Source organism: Gordonia sp. (in: high G+C Gram-positive bacteria), from assembly GCF_047600565.1.
Classification (GTDB): Bacteria; Actinomycetota; Actinomycetes; order Mycobacteriales; family Mycobacteriaceae; genus Gordonia.
Map to the genome: position 1 here is coordinate 1851070 of NZ_JASGKN010000001.1, position 13900 is coordinate 1864969.

Here is a 13900-nt window from a genome sequence, read left to right on the forward strand (position 1 = left end):
GGTTTGTCAGGATAGTGCGCCGGAGATCGTCAGGCCGATGAGCACCAGGTTGAGTGCCACGATCACGACGGCGGCGGCGAGGGATCCCCAGCGCAGCGGCCACGAGTCGGCGAACTCGCCCATGCGTTTCGGGTCGGCGGTGAAGCGGCGCAGCGGGATGAGCGCGAACGGGATGCCCAGCGACAGCACGGCCTGCGACACGACGAGCGCCATCGTCGGTTCGACGCCGATGAGCAGGACGACCAGGGCGGGAATCATGGTGATCGCCCGCCGCACCAGCATCGGGATCCGGCGGCGCAGCAGTCCGGACATGATGGCGCCGCCGGCGTACGACCCGACGGAGGTCGAGGCGATGCCGGAGGCGAGCAGCCCGATGGCGAACAGTGCGGCGACGACGGGGCCGAGCGCGTCGGAGACGGCGGCGTGGGCGCCTTCGATCGAGTCGGTGCCGGCGCGGCCGTACAGGCTGGTGGCGGCCAGGACGAGGAGTGCGACGTTGACGGTGCCGGCGATGGCGAGCGCGATGATCACGTCGTAGCGGGTGGCGCGCAGCAGAGTGCGGATGCGGCCGGGGTCGTTGTCGATCCCGTGCCGGTCGATGACCAGCGACGAGTGCATGTAGACCGCGTGCGGCATAACGGTGGCGCCGAGCATCGAGGCGGCGAGCAGCACCGTTTCGCTGCCTTGCAGGCGCGGAATCATGCCGTTGAGCAGGCCGCCGACGTCGGGCGGGTTGACGACGAGACCGGTGAGGAAGCCGATCACGATGACGGCGAGCAGCCCGACGATGATGGTTTCGAACTGTCGCTGGCGCCGGCCGTCGGCGGTGGCGAGCAGGATCATGGAGACGACGCCGACGATGAGTCCGCCGAGCGGGAGCGGCAGTCCGAAGAGCAGTTTCAGGGCGATGGCGCCGCCGATGATCTCGGCGAGGTCGGTGGCGGCGGCGACGAGTTCGGCCTGTGCCCAGAAGGCCAGTCGGGTGCGCCGTCCGGGCAGCGCGCTGCCGAGGGTCTGCGGCAGGGTGCGGCCGGTGACGACGCCGAGTTTGGCGGATTGGTACTGGATCATCACGGCGACGATGTTGGCGGCGACGAGCACCCACACCAGCAGGTAGCCGTACTTGGCGCCGGCGGTGATGTTGGCGGCGACATTGCCGGGGTCGACGTAGGCGATGGCGGCGACGAAGGCGGGGCCGAGCAGCAGTGCGGTGCGTGGGGTGGCGCTGTGGTTCTGCGTCGTCTGCTCGGTCACGGGTTCAGGGTAGACGGTAGATAAGATTTCGGCCAACCGAACTTCTCCGCGTGGCGCCGATCCCTGGCAGGATGACGGCGATACATCGATCTCTTCGAGAGGACCCCTCATGGCTGACGCCTCCCTGCCCGCCGCTGTCTCCGACGACACCGCCCTGACCAACGATCTGGTGCAGGTGATCGACAACCAGGTGAAGTCGCAGTCGGGCCTGTCCGGCGCCGCGGTCAAGGCCGCCTACGCGACGGTCAACAAGGTGAAGCCGGGTGTGGTCGCGACCGCGACGTCGGCGATGCTGCCGGACTTCCTGACCGCGCTGTCGCCGCTGTGGGACAGCAAGCCGGCCGGTACCGGGTTCGGCGCATGGCTGACCCAGAACTCGGATCAGGCGAGCGAGGCACTGCTGGAGGTGACCGACAAGCAGGCGGATTCGGCGCCGGCCGGACTGTCGAAGGCCTACCACGGGCTGCGCGGCAAGGCGAAGGGCTACGTCACCGAGGCCCTCGGACCGGTGGGCGACGCCATCGAGAAGAACGCAGCCGCTTAGGCCGCACCCATCATGATCACCAGGATCGCGGCCAGCACTCCGCCGAGCACGGCCAGGAGAGCGATGACTCGCCAGACGTGCACCCGGACGGGATTCAGGTCGGTGATGGGTCGGGACGGAGCAACGTGATTCGCGGCCATGTCGGTTCACCTTCAATCGTGAGTGGGTTTCACTCGTGTGACTACTGTGACACATGTTGCGGGAGTTCGCTGTGATGAGCGCCTCGCGTGTCTGGAGTGTCCGAACCGTCTGGTTGATCCTGATGGCCTGCCTCGGGGTGAGCGTCGTGGTCGCCGCCATGGCCGCCCTGAACACCGCGCTCCCCGACATCGCCCAGGACGTCGGCGCCTCCAATGCGCAGATGACCTGGATCCTCGACGGCTACACCCTGGTCCTGGCCGCTCTCCTGCTGCCCGCCGGCGCGATCGGTGATCGCTTCGGACGACGCGGCGCCCTGATGACGGGGCTGCTGATCTTCGGCGCCGCGAACCTCGGCGCCGTGTTCGTGTCCACGTCGATGGAGCTGATCACCACCCGGCTGGTCGCCGGCGTCGGCGCGGCACTGATCATGCCGGCGACGCTGTCGCTGATCACCGCGGGCGTGCCGCGCGATCAGCGCGCCATCGGCATCAGCATCTGGGCGGCGGTGGCCGGCGTCGGCGCGATCGGCGGGTTCTTCGTCACCGGCCTGCTGATGGCCTTCTTCAGCTGGCATTCGGTGTTCATCACGTTCGCCGCGGCGTCCGCCGTCATGCTCCTGCTCGCCCTCACCATCGGATCGTCGAAGGACTCGAATCCCGGGAAGATCGACGTGCCCGGGTCGCTGGCCTCGGTGGCGGCGATCACCGGGATCGTTTTCGGCCTGCTGGAGGCGCCGTCCCGCGGTTGGGTCGACCCCGTCGTTATGGGCACCCTGATCGGCGGCGTGCTGTTGGGAGCGTTGTTCGTCTGGATCGAGTTGCGGAGTCCGTCCCCCTTGCTGGATGTGCGCCTGTTCGCCAATCGAGCGTTCGGCTCGGGCGCCCTGTCGGTGGGGCTCCAGTTCTTCGCGACGTTCGGCGTCTTCTACCTGTTGTTACTGCTGCTCCAGCTCGTCTACGGGTTCTCGCCGCTGAAGTCGGCGGTCTCACTGACCCCGCTCGTCGTCGGCGTCGGCGTCTTCGCGCTGCTGGGCAACTGGGTGGCCGTGCGCTTCCACTCGCTGCGCTTCGTTTTGGGCGGCGGCATGCTGATCCTCGGCGCCGGAGTCCTCGCGCTGGGCTTCTTCGACGTCCAGACGTACTGGAAGGTCGCGGTCATGCTCGGCGTGTGCGCGGTCGGCATCGGCCTGACCACCGCGCCGGCCACCACCGCGATCATGGCCAACACTCCCCAGGACAACCAGGGCATCGGCTCCGCGGTCAACGACACCGCCCGCGAGTTGGGGGCCGCCTTGGGCATCGCGCTGGCCGGCAGTCTGATGGCGGCGGGGTACGGCCACCGGATCGGGCCGGTCGCCGAGTCGGCGCGAACGCAGCTGGCCGCCGTCGACCCGGCCGCCGCCGATCGTGCCGCCACCGAGATCGGTCGGTCGATGGCCGGCGCGGTCGCCGTGGCCGACAAGCTTCCGCCGCAGGCGGGAGCGCTCGCCCGGTTCATCACCGAGGGGGCGCAGGCCGCGTTCGTGCCGCCCATGCAGCACGCCTGCATCGGCCTGGGCGTCGTCCTGCTGGTGGGTGCCGTCTTCTTGACGTGGCTGGCGCCGCGACAGGTGCTGACGCCCGAGAACCCGGCCGTCGTCGACGATGCGGAGCCGGCGGCATGACGTTCGAGGGGTTTCCGGAGTCGGCGTTCGACTTCTACGACGACCTCGAGGTCGACAACTCGAAGGTCTTCTGGGACGCCCACAAGGACGTCTACCGGGCTGCGGTCCGGGATCCGATGGTCGCGCTGACCGATCGCCTGGCCGACGAGTTCGGCGAGGCCAAGGTGTTCCGCCCCTATCGTGACGTGCGGTTCTCCAAGGACAAGACGCCCTACAAGACCCATCAGGGCGCCTTCGTCGGTGTCGCCCCGGCCACCGGCTACCACCTGGAGATCGCGGCACCGGGATTCCGTGTCGGCAGCGGCTTCTACGAGGCCGCCCCGGATCGGCTGGCCGCGATCCGGCAGGCCATCGACGACGACCGGTTCGGCCCCGAACTGGAGAAGATTCTGGCGACGCTGCGCCGGGCGGGCTGGGCGATCGGCGGCGACCGGGTCAAGACCGCTCCGCGCGGCTGGTCGCTCGACCATCCGAGGATCGACCTGCTGCGGCATCGGTCGCTGACGGTCATGAAGTCGTACGACTTCGAGGACGTGATCGGCAATCCGGCGCTCGCCGACCGGATCCGCACCGACTGGCGCCAGACCACTCCCCTCGTGGACTGGGTCGCGACGCACGGACGGGTCTGAGCCGGGTCGATGAGCGAGAATCCGGAGCTGGAGACGGTCGCCTCGCACGACGACGTCGCGCTGCTCGGGATCCCGGTGGAGATCGACGACATCGGCGAGACCCTGGGCGTGGAGCGCGAGTTCCTCACCGCGCTGGTGTGGGCACCGGCCCCGCTGACGGTCGGCGTGGTGCACGCGCTCGTCGGTGGCCGGGACCGGCGCGACGGTCCCGAGGTGATCGCCGTGTCGGCGCCGTTGTTCTACTCCCCGGACCACAGCGACCTGTTCCGGCGGGTGATCGCCTCCGTCGACGCCGACGATCCGCTGACGCCGGCCGCCCTCGGGGCGATCGCCGCCGACCCGGACACGTCGACGCGGTACCGGAACCTGCTGATGGAGATCGCCTCACCCAATGCCGACAGCCCGTGGCCCGTTCCGTCGGACACCGATCTGCCCGCGCTGGCGGCGGCCGTGGTCGATCAGTGGCATCGCCGCGGCTATCGCGCCCTGCTGGACCGGATGACGACTGTCCTGATCGAGGAACCGAGCCGCACGCTCGGCGGGCATTGGGATGCGCTCACCGTGCATCAGCGCGCCGCCGAAACTCGGCGGTCCGCAGTGGTCCAGGCACTCCTGTCCGATCTCAACGGTTGACACCGATCTTCACTCGATGGTTGAGCCGGGGCACCGGTCTTCACTCGATGGTTGAACCGGGACGCCGGCCTCCACTCGACAGTTGAGCCGGGACACAGGCTTTACTCGATGGTTGAGCCGGGACACCGACGGCGCGCAGCGACGACGGTGACCCGTGTCGAAACCCCGGTCGTCCCCGCTTCGCGCGGTCATCGCCCGGGCTCAACCGCCGTAGAGGTCAGCTGTTGAGGTCGCGCTCGATGGCCGGCCACGTCTTGTGCAGATCGTCCTGCCAGTACTCCCATGAATGGGTACCGGTCGGCCGCACCGTGACGGTGGTGTCGACGTGGTTGCGGGCCAGCGCTTCACGCATCTGCTCGGTGCAGCTGTTGACGCTCATCTCGATCGCGCCGCCCATCAGGATCTGATCGATCAGTACCGCCGGATCACCCTGTACGAGGCGCGCATTCGGGGTGTCGTAGGCGCCGGGGATGCCGGTGCCGGTGGTCAGATACACCTTGGTGCCGCGCAGCTTCGCCGCGTTCAGGTACGGGTCGTTGGCCTTCCAGCCCGGGCCGTTGAGCGGCCCCCACATGTTGGTGACGTCGCCGCGGCCGCGGTCCTCCACCACCGTGCGGATGTACGCCTGTCCGAGCGGGTCGCTGGTGCGGGCGCAGCCGCTGAAGGCGGCGACCGCCTTGTAGAGCTTGGGGGCGGCGATGCCGAGGTTCAGTACCGAGGTTCCGGCCATCGAGATACCGGCGATCGCGTTCTTGCCGGTGGTCTGCAGGTGCGCGTTCAGCAGCGGAGGCAGTTCCTGGGTGAGGAACGTCTGCCACTTGTTGCGCCCGAGCACCGGGTCGTCCTTCTGCCAGTCCGTGTAATACGAGAACGCGCCGCCGATCGGGGTCACCACGTTGACCTGCTTGTCGGCGAAGAACTTCACGTAATCGGTCTTCTGCTGCCAGGTCGCGTCGTCTTCGCCGCCGCCGGCACCGTTCAGCAGATACAGGACGGGCGCGGGTTTACTCGTGTCCTTGGGGCGCAGCACGGTGAGCGGGATGTCCCGGTTCATCGACGCCGAATGCACGACGATCCGCCGCTCCTGCGGGCCCGCCTCCAGGTCACTGACGATCTGCGAGACGCCCACGGCGGCCGGCGCCGGCGCCGACGGCGCGGCGGGAACGGACGTCGCGGGGTCGGCGGCGGCTACGGCGGGCACGGTCAGCAGCGACGCGGCGATCAACGCCGACGTCGACAACGCACTGATACGCGCCCGAGTAGACACAGCAGACTCCCGTCACATTGGCAACAGCAGTCTCAATAGTAACAGGATTGATTCCCTGCGGTACCCCTGTAAGTCTGCAAGAGTCGACCTATGCAGGTGGGGCCGCTCAGCGTGAAGTCCTTGGCGCGTCAGGAGCGCTCGAGCTTGCTCGACCTGGTCCAGGGTCTCTCCCCCGAGCAGTGGGCCGCACCCTCGCTCTGCGAGAACTGGACCGTCCGCGACGTCGTCGCCCACCATCTCAGCTACGACGAACTACCGGCGGCGACGATGGTCGCCCGCTTCACCCGTAACCTCTTCCGATTCGACAGGACCAACGAACAGGGACTCGGGGACCTCGCGGACGCCACCCCCGACCACCTCGTCGCCTTGTTGAGCCGACATCTGACGCCGTCCGGGCTGCCGCGAGCGTTCGGGAGCCGCATCGCCCTGCTCGACCGCATCGCCCTGCTCGACTGCATGGTGCATCACCAGGACATCCGCCGCCCACTGGGGCTGCCTCGGACGATCCCCGCCGAACGCCTGATCCCGGCGATCGATTTCGCCCTCCTCGCGCCGCCGATTCACGCCCACCACCGGATCACCGGCCTGCGCCTGGTCGCCGAGGACATGACGTGGGCATCCGGTCGGGGTCCCGAGGTGACCGGCCCGGGCGAGGCACTGCTCATGGCGGTCGCTGGACGCGGCGTGGCCGTCGACGACCTCTCGGGCCCCGGCGTCGACGTCCTCCGGTCGCGGCTGAACCGGTAGACAGCGCCGGCAGCTGAGACGACGAGACCGCGCCCTCCCTGAACGGGAGGGCGCGGTCTCGTGGCGTTCGGCCGAGCCGTTACGAGGCGGACTCGTCCTTGCTCTTACCCTTGGCGCTCTTCTCCTTGCCGGTGCCGGCGGCGGCAGCGATCAGCTCGTCGGCCGAATCGGCGGCCACCCGCGGACGCGGCGTGCCCTTGAACGTGAAGGTGGCGTCTTCGCCGTCGCCTTCGCCGTCCCAGCCGTCGACGTCCACCAGCACGATCTGGCCGGCGCCGATCTCGTCGAAGAGGATCTTCTCCGAGAGCGGATCCTCGATCTCACGCTGAATGGTGCGGCGCAGCGGCCGGGCACCCAGCACCGGATCGAAACCACGCTTGGCCAGCAGCTGCTTGGCCTTGTCGGTCAGCTCCAGATCGATGTCCTTGTTCGCCAGCTGCTTCTCCACACGGCCGATCATCAGATCGACCATCTGAATGATCTCGTCCTGCGTCAGCTGGTGGAACACGATGACGTCGTCGATACGGTTCAGGAACTCCGGGCGGAAGTGCTTCTTGAGCTCGTCGTTCACCTTGAGCTTCATGCGCTCGTAGTTCGAACCCTTACCGTCGTCCTTGCTGAACCCGAGACCCACGGCCTTGGAGATGTCCGACGTACCGAGGTTCGAGGTGAAGATCAGCACGGTGTTCTTGAAGTCGACCGTACGACCCTGACCGTCGGTGAGACGACCGTCCTCGAGCACCTGCAGCAGCGTGTTGTAGATCTCCGGGTGAGCCTTCTCGATCTCGTCGAACAGGACCACCGAGAACGGCTTCCGGCGCACCTTCTCGGTGAGCTGGCCGCCCTCGTCGTAGCCGACGTAGCCGGGAGGGGCACCGAAGAGCCGCGACGCGGTGAACCGGTCGTGGAACTCGCCCATGTCGATCTGGATGAGCGCGTCGTCGTCGCCGAACAGGAAGTTCGCCAGCGCCTTGGACAGCTCGGTCTTACCGACACCGGACGGGCCGGCGAAGATGAACGAACCGGACGGACGCTTCGGATCCTTCAGGCCCGCGCGCGTACGACGGATCGCCTTCGAGACCGCCTTGACGGCGTCCTCCTGGCCGATGATCCGCTTGTGCAGCTCGTCTTCCATGCGGAGCAGACGGGTGGTCTCCTCCTCGGTCAGCTTGAACACCGGGATGCCGGTCCAGTTGCCCAGAACCTCGGCGATCTCCTCGTCGGTCACCTCGGACACCACGTCCAGATCACCGGCACGCCACTGCTTCTCACGGTCGGCGCGCTCGGCGATGAGCTGCTTCTCCTTGTCGCGGAGACCCGCGGCCTTCTCGAAGTCCTGCTCGTCGATCGCCGACTCCTTGTCCTTGCGGGCCTCGGCGATACGGTCGTCGAACTCGCGCAGATCCGGCGGAGCCGTCATCCGGCGGATGCGCATGCGCGCGCCCGCCTCGTCGATCAGGTCGATCGCCTTGTCCGGCAGGAACCGGTCGTTGATGTACCGGTCAGCCAGGGTGGCGGCCGACGCCAGCGCCGAATCCGAGATCGACACCTTGTGGTGCTGCTCGTACCGGTCGCGCAGACCCTTGAGGATCTCGATGGTGTGCTCGACGGACGGCTCGCCCACCTGCACCGGCTGGAAGCGGCGCTCCAGGGCGGCGTCCTTCTCGATGTACTTGCGGTACTCGTCGAGCGTGGTGGCGCCGATGGTCTGCAGCTCGCCGCGGGCCAGCTTCGGCTTCAGGATGCTGGCGGCGTCGATCGCGCCCTCGGCGGCACCGGCACCGACCAGCTGGTGCAGCTCGTCGATGAACAGGATGATGTCGCCGCGGGTGTTGATCTCCTTGAGGACCTTCTTCAGGCGCTCCTCGAAGTCACCGCGGTACCGGCTGCCGGCCACCAGGGACCCGAGGTCCAGGGTGTACAGCTGCTTGTCCTTCAGGGTCTCCGGAACGTCGCCGTTGACGATCGCCTGGGCCAGGCCCTCGACGACCGCGGTCTTGCCGACACCCGGCTCACCGATGAGGACCGGGTTGTTCTTGGTGCGGCGGGACAGCACCTGCATGACCCGCTCGATCTCCTTCTCGCGCCCGATGACGGGGTCGAGTTTTCCTTCCGACGCGGCCGCGGTGAGGTTGCGGCCGAACTGGTCGAGGACCAGCGATGTCGACGGGGTGCCGGAGTCGGTCGAGCGTCCACCGGTGCCGGCGGCCTCGGGCTCCTTGCCCTGGTAGCCGGACAGCAGCTGGATGACCTGCTGGCGCACGCTGTTGAGGTCGGCGCCCAGCTTCACCAGGACCTGGGCGGCGACGCCCTCGCCCTCGCGGATCAGGCCGAGCAGGATGTGCTCGGTGCCGATGTAGTTGTGGCCGAGCTGCAGCGCCTCGCGCAGGCTCAGCTCCAGCACCTTCTTGGCGCGCGGGGTGAAGGGGATGTGGCCGGACGGGGCCTGCTGGCCCTGGCCGATGATCTCCTCGACCTGGCTGCGGACGGCCTCGAGCGAGATGCCCAGGGACTCCAGCGCCTTGGCCGCGACACCTTCGCCCTCGTGGATCAGGCCCAGGAGGATGTGCTCGGTGCCGATGTAGTTGTGGTTGAGCATCCGCGCTTCTTCTTGCGCTAGGACGACGACCCGGCGCGCGCGGTCGGTGAACCGTTCGAACATTGTTCTCCTCGTGTTGCTGGCCCCGGCAACCGATCACTGGGATCGAAGAGTGCCATTGCCTACCACTGTAGTGGTCTGCGGGGCACCGTGCGGCGGCTGCCGCGGCTACCGGGTTCTGCTGGATACAACTGTGCACGCTGGAGGGATGTTCCCCGGTGGTTGCGCCGTGAGCGAACGCGACCTGACAGACTGGTCGCCATGTCGTTGCACGATCTCCGCAGCCGGATCCCGTTCGGCATGGGCACCGTCGCCCTGATCGGCGCCGCCCTGCTCGCCCTGACCGGCGGGCTGGTCCTCTGGGGTTCGCCGAGCGAGCAGTACACGGCCGGCGACGGCGGGCTGCGGCACTATTCGTCCGAGCCGGCCACGGCCTGGACGGTGGAGGATTCGACGCTTCCCGGCTACGCCGGCACCGGTCAGATCACCGTCGAAGACCATCACGGCGACGACTGGCTCGTCTCCTACCCGAGCGGGTACGGACGCTCGTTCCTTCTCATCGACGCCGCGAACGGCACACAGCAGTGGTCCGAGCCGGTGCGGGCGGGTCTGGGCGACTGTGGACTCGACGACGACGGCCGCGCCGGCTGCGCGGTGAAGCTGGGCTCGGCGCCGGACGGCTTCTATCTGGCCGACGGCACCGGCGCGCTCACCCGGGTCGGCGATCTGCACGACACCGCTCACGTCTACGGCTTCGGGCACGACTTCCTGCGCGTCAACCAGGTCGGTTATCAGGTGGGCTTGTACGACGCGGCCGGCTCGGCGAAGTGGACGCGCACGTTCGCCGCGGCGGCGACGCCGCACGTGAACGACGGCATGCTGGTGATCGCGACGGCCGACGGGTCGTCGTCGATCGTCGATCCGGCGACCGGTGCCGACCAGCGCACCTGCACCCAGTGCCGGATGCAGGTCTATCCGCACGGCGTCCTGGAGGTGCATGAGGGTCTCGGCCAGGAGGCGGTGATCACCCATTCCCGCGACGGCGCCCGTGTCGGCCCGGCCACCCGGACCGCGAAGTCGCTCGCGCCCGTCCCGGGACCGTCGACCCTGCCCGTGCTCACCGGTGCCGGTGAAGGCCAGGTGATGATCGACGACGGCCACTACGAGATCGTCGATCCGGGCAGCGGCACCGCGCTGTGGCAGATCGGCGACCCGCAACTGTCGAAGGCCAACACCCGGCCGTGCGGCGAGACGGTCGCGTTCGCGCGCAAGGACCGGTCGCGCGTCTTCTTCGCGCTGGCCGACGGCACCCGCCTCGGCAGCATGCCGCCGCCGGACATCGAGGACCCGGACAGCAACCTCGATCTGCTGCAGTGCGTCGGCGCGTCCGGAGAGACGGCCGTGTTCGCCAACCGCGACGCGCTCACCGCCTACGACACCAAGGCCGGAAAGGTCGCGTGGACGCTGCCGATCAACGGCACCGCGCAGGCGATCGACGGCTACCTGGTGCTCACGCAGGGCACGTCACTGAGCGTCCTGCGGCCCCACTGACCGCGCCGCAGGAGGGTCAGCGGCGCGAGAGGAACGCGCTCAGCGCGGCCGCGTACATCGGGATGTCGGCGGCGGCCATCGTCTCCCGGCAGCTGTGCATGGCGAGCTGCGGCGCGCCGACGTCGACGGTCCGCAGGCCGGTGCGGGCGGCGGTGAGCGGTCCGATGGTGGAACCGCACGGCAGATCGGCGCGGTGGATGTACCGCTGCAACGGCACCCCGGCGTCCCGGCACGACAACGCGAACTCGGCTTCGCCGATGGCGTCCGAGGCGTAGCGCAGGTTCTGGTTCACCTTCAGCACCGGTCCTCCGCCCATCAGGATGGGGTGGGTCGGCTCGTGCCGTTCCGGACGGTTCGGGTGGGTGGCGTGCGCCATGTCGCCGGAGGCGTGGAAGCTGGCCGCCATCACCCGCTGGAAGTCTTCACGGTCGCCGCCGGCAGCGGTGACGAGGCGCTCGCAGACCGTCACCAGGAAGTCCGACGACGCCCCGCGCTCGGATCCGGAGCCGACCTCCTCGTGGTCGAACAGGGCGAGTACCGCGACGTGACCATCCGGCTTCGCGTCCAGCAGTGCGCGCAGACCCGAGTAGCAGGTGCCCTGGTTGTCCAGCCGGGTCGTGCTGACGAGGTCGCGGCCGGCACCGATCAGCCGGGACGGCTCGAGGCTGTGAGTCATCAGATCCCAGCCGAGCACCGAGGCCGGATCGAGTCCGGCGCGACCGGCCACCCAGTCCAGGAACGGCTCGGACTCCCCGATGCCGCGCACCCCGTTCAGGTGGCGCTGAGGATCGACCGTCACCGTCTTGCGGTCCTCGGCGAGATGGATCGCCAGCCGCGGCACCCGGAGCACCGGTTCGTCGATGTTCACCAGCGTGTGGGCGACGCGACCGCCGTCGTCGTAGGCCAGGCGCCCGGAGACACCGAGGTCGCGGTCGAGCCAGGAGTCCAGCCACGCGCCGCCGTACGGTTCCAGGGACACCACCTGCAGTCCGGCGACCACCAGATCGGGATTCTGCTTGACCCGCAGATTGGGGCTGTCGGTGTGACCGCCGACGATCCGCATCGGGGTGCGCGGGCCGTCGGCCGCCTCCCCGTTCCAGGCGATGATCGAACCGCCGCGGATCACGTAGTGCTTTCCTGCCGCGGCGCCGTTCCAGGCATCGGTCTCCTCGAGCCGCCGGTACCCGTGCTTCTCGAGTTCGGCGGCGACCGTCGCGCAGACGTGGAACGGCGACGGCGAGGCGTCGACGAACGTGCAGAGACCTTCGGCGGTGGCAGAGCTTCCGATCAACGCTGACGTCCTTTCGACGAGCTCAAGGAGCGGGAGTCACAGGCTCGGGGAGCGAGGTCACGCAGTGGCGAGCACCGAGTCGAGTACCGAATAGAACAGGCCCAGACCGTCGTCGCTCGGACCGGTCAGCGCCTCGACCGCATGCTCGGGATGAGGCATGAGTCCGACCACCCGGCCGTTCTCCGAGGAGACGCCCGCGATGTCGAGCTGACTGCCGTTCGGATTGTCACCGGCATAGGTGAACACGATGCGGCCCTCGCCCTTCAGCTCCTCGAGCTTGCGCTCCGAGGCGACGTAGCGGCCCTCACCGGACTTGAGGGGAATGAGGATCTCGGCGCCGGCCTCGAAGCGCGTGGTCCAGGCGGTGGTGTTGGACTCGACCTTCAGCCACTGGTCGCGGCAGACGAAGTGCAGGCCCTCGTTGCGGGTGAGCGCACCCGGCAGCAGGCCGGCCTCGCACAGGATCTGGAAGCCGTTGCAGATGCCCAGCACCGGCATGCCCTTGCCGGCGGCCTGCACCACTTCACCCATCACCGGGGCGAACTTGGCGATGGCTCCGCAGCGCAGGTAGTCGCCGTACGAGAACCCGCCGGGAACGATGACGGCGTCGACGCCCTTGAGGTCGGCGTCGCCGTGCCACAGCGAGACGGGCTCGCCGCCGGCCAGCCGGACCGCGCGGGCCGCATCGACGTCGTCGAGAGTGCCCGGGAAGGTGATCACACCGATCTTCGCGGTCATCGGATCACGCGTTCTCGTCGCCGGGGACGCGGGTGACCGCGAAGTTCTCGATGACCGTGTTGGTCAGCAGTTCCTCGGCGATCCGCTCGAGCGTCGCGTCGTCCACCGAGTCGTCGACCTCGAGCTCGAAACGCTTGCCCTGCCGGACGTCGGAGACGCCGCTGAAACCGAGGCGCCCGAGAGCACCGACGATGGCCTGCCCCTGCGGGTCCAGGATCTCGGCCTTGGGCATCACATCGACCACTACACGCGCCATCTGCGCACCGCTCCTCACACGTCCGGATGTCGGCTTTACTGTAGCGCGCCCTCGATCGCGGCGATCACCTCGGGCGCGTCCGGTTCGGTGCGCGGACGGAAGCGTGCGAGCACCTCCCCGTCCGGGCTCACCAGGAACTTCTCGAAGTTCCATTGGATGTCGCCGGCCTGCCCGTCCGCATCGGGGAACTCGGTGAGCGCCGCGTAGAGCGGATGACGGTCGTCGCCGTTCACGTCGGTCTTCTCCAGCAGGGGAAAGGTGACGCCGTAGGTGGTGGAGCAGAACTCGGCGATCTCCTCCGCACTGCCGGGCTCCTGCCCCATGAACTGATTGCACGGGACGCCGACCACGGTGAGTCCCTTCCCGCCGTAGTTCTTCGCCAGTTCCTCAAGGGTCGCGTACTGCGGGGTGAGTCCACATTTGGACGCGACGTTCACGATCAGCAGCGGACCGGGGTAGTCGCTCAGCGACGTGTCGGAGCCGTCGAGCGCTTTGACCGGAATATCCTTGATGCCTGTCACCTGGGGAGTCATGCTCTCCACTGTAGTGATCCGGGCGCCCGGGCACCGGTGAGCAAGGTCACCGAT

At 68.4% G+C, this 13900-nt stretch carries 14 protein-coding genes; 6 read left to right on the top strand and 8 right to left on the bottom strand.

Annotated elements, in window-relative coordinates:
- Positions 1–6 precede the first annotated feature (6 nt).
- Entirely contained in the window at positions 7–1254 is a 1248-nt protein-coding gene (locus QM774_RS09015; protein ID WP_414975555.1) for an Nramp family divalent metal transporter, read from the bottom strand.
- A 109-nt stretch (positions 1255–1363) separates the two neighbouring features.
- Between QM774_RS09015 and QM774_RS09020 the strand changes: the two genes are divergently transcribed.
- Positions 1364–1798: a DUF6918 family protein gene (locus QM774_RS09020; protein WP_414975556.1), complete on the top strand. Its 435-nt coding sequence runs from the start codon at positions 1364–1366 to the stop codon at positions 1796–1798.
- On the opposite strand, the gene QM774_RS09025 is transcribed toward QM774_RS09020, so the two are convergent.
- On the bottom strand, positions 1795–1938 hold the full coding sequence (locus QM774_RS09025; protein ID WP_414975557.1) for a hypothetical protein: 144 nt from the start codon (positions 1936–1938) through the stop codon (positions 1795–1797). The two genes, QM774_RS09020 and QM774_RS09025, sit on opposite strands and share 4 nt — an antisense overlap.
- 74 nt (positions 1939–2012) lie before the next feature.
- On the opposite strand from QM774_RS09025, the gene QM774_RS09030 reads away from it, so the two are divergent.
- Genes QM774_RS09030 through QM774_RS09040 form a run of 3 tightly spaced genes read left to right on the top strand, consistent with a single transcriptional unit; the run spans position 2013 to position 4864 of the window.
- Positions 2013–3602 (top strand): MFS transporter, encoded by a 1590-nt coding sequence (locus QM774_RS09030; RefSeq protein WP_414975558.1) that lies wholly within the window; start codon positions 2013–2015, stop codon positions 3600–3602.
- Positions 3599–4231, top strand: a complete 633-nt coding sequence (locus tag QM774_RS09035) for a DUF2461 domain-containing protein (protein ID WP_414975559.1) — start codon at positions 3599–3601, stop codon at positions 4229–4231. Before QM774_RS09030 ends, QM774_RS09035 begins: the two co-directional genes overlap by 4 nt.
- Before the next feature lie 9 nt (positions 4232–4240).
- The gene (locus QM774_RS09040) at positions 4241–4864 is read left to right on the top strand and encodes a hypothetical protein (RefSeq protein ID WP_414975560.1); all 624 of its coding nucleotides are present in this window, start codon (positions 4241–4243) and stop codon (positions 4862–4864) included.
- A gap of 217 nt (positions 4865–5081) precedes the next feature.
- On the opposite strand, the gene QM774_RS09045 is transcribed toward QM774_RS09040, so the two are convergent.
- Positions 5082–6131 carry an alpha/beta hydrolase gene (locus QM774_RS09045; protein ID WP_414975561.1) on the bottom strand — a complete coding sequence of 350 codons (1050 nt, stop codon included), beginning with the start codon at positions 6129–6131 and terminating at the stop codon, positions 5082–5084.
- Positions 6132–6221: 90 nt separating this feature from the next.
- On the opposite strand from QM774_RS09045, the gene QM774_RS09050 reads away from it, so the two are divergent.
- On the top strand, positions 6222–6878 hold the full coding sequence (locus QM774_RS09050; protein WP_414975562.1) for a maleylpyruvate isomerase family mycothiol-dependent enzyme: 657 nt from the start codon (positions 6222–6224) through the stop codon (positions 6876–6878).
- Positions 6879–6957: 79 nt separating this feature from the next.
- Here the strand turns inward: QM774_RS09050 and QM774_RS09055 are convergent, their stop codons facing one another.
- Positions 6958–9540 (bottom strand): ATP-dependent Clp protease ATP-binding subunit, encoded by a 2583-nt coding sequence (locus QM774_RS09055; RefSeq protein WP_414975563.1) that lies wholly within the window; start codon positions 9538–9540, stop codon positions 6958–6960.
- 198 nt (positions 9541–9738) lie between these two features.
- Here QM774_RS09055 and QM774_RS09060 point away from each other — a divergent pair, with 198 nt between their 5' ends.
- Positions 9739–11028 (top strand): hypothetical protein, encoded by a 1290-nt coding sequence (locus QM774_RS09060; protein WP_414975564.1) that lies wholly within the window; start codon positions 9739–9741, stop codon positions 11026–11028.
- Positions 11029–11044: 16 nt separating this feature from the next.
- On the opposite strand, the gene QM774_RS09065 is transcribed toward QM774_RS09060, so the two are convergent.
- From QM774_RS09065 to QM774_RS09080, 4 genes are read right to left on the bottom strand one after another with little or no spacing between them, the layout of a single operon-like run.
- Entirely contained in the window at positions 11045–12319 is a 1275-nt protein-coding gene (locus QM774_RS09065; protein ID WP_414975565.1) for a M18 family aminopeptidase, read from the bottom strand.
- 57 nt (positions 12320–12376) lie between these two features.
- On the bottom strand, positions 12377–13057 hold the full coding sequence (purQ, locus tag QM774_RS09070) for a phosphoribosylformylglycinamidine synthase subunit PurQ (protein WP_414975566.1): 681 nt from the start codon (positions 13055–13057) through the stop codon (positions 12377–12379).
- Positions 13058–13061: 4 nt separating this feature from the next.
- Complete coding sequence (gene purS, locus QM774_RS09075; RefSeq protein WP_414975567.1) at positions 13062–13313, bottom strand: phosphoribosylformylglycinamidine synthase subunit PurS; 252 nt, start codon at positions 13311–13313, stop codon at positions 13062–13064.
- 35 nt (positions 13314–13348) lie between these two features.
- Positions 13349–13834 (bottom strand): glutathione peroxidase, encoded by a 486-nt coding sequence (locus QM774_RS09080; protein WP_414976628.1) that lies wholly within the window; start codon positions 13832–13834, stop codon positions 13349–13351.
- Positions 13835–13900 lie beyond the last annotated feature (66 nt).

What these genes read in the sequence shown, in the direction of transcription:
- QM774_RS09055 (WP_414975563.1), bottom strand. Translation starts at nt 9,540, where the DNA reads ATGTTCGAACGGTTCACCGACCGCGCGCGCCGGGTCGTCGTCCTAGCG.
- QM774_RS09050 (WP_414975562.1), top strand. Translation starts at nt 6,222, where the DNA reads ATGCAGGTGGGGCCGCTCAGCGTGAAGTCCTTGGCGCGTCAGGAGCGC.
- QM774_RS09035 (WP_414975559.1), top strand. Translation starts at nt 3,599, where the DNA reads ATGACGTTCGAGGGGTTTCCGGAGTCGGCGTTCGACTTCTACGACGAC.
- purS (WP_414975567.1), bottom strand. Translation starts at nt 13,313, where the DNA reads ATGGCGCGTGTAGTGGTCGATGTGATGCCCAAGGCCGAGATCCTGGAC.
- QM774_RS09040 (WP_414975560.1), top strand. Translation starts at nt 4,241, where the DNA reads ATGAGCGAGAATCCGGAGCTGGAGACGGTCGCCTCGCACGACGACGTC.
- QM774_RS09060 (WP_414975564.1), top strand. Translation starts at nt 9,739, where the DNA reads ATGTCGTTGCACGATCTCCGCAGCCGGATCCCGTTCGGCATGGGCACC.
- QM774_RS09030 (WP_414975558.1), top strand. Translation starts at nt 2,013, where the DNA reads ATGAGCGCCTCGCGTGTCTGGAGTGTCCGAACCGTCTGGTTGATCCTG.
- QM774_RS09020 (WP_414975556.1), top strand. Translation starts at nt 1,364, where the DNA reads ATGGCTGACGCCTCCCTGCCCGCCGCTGTCTCCGACGACACCGCCCTG.
- QM774_RS09025 (WP_414975557.1), bottom strand. Translation starts at nt 1,938, where the DNA reads ATGGCCGCGAATCACGTTGCTCCGTCCCGACCCATCACCGACCTGAAT.
- purQ (WP_414975566.1), bottom strand. Translation starts at nt 13,057, where the DNA reads ATGACCGCGAAGATCGGTGTGATCACCTTCCCGGGCACTCTCGACGAC.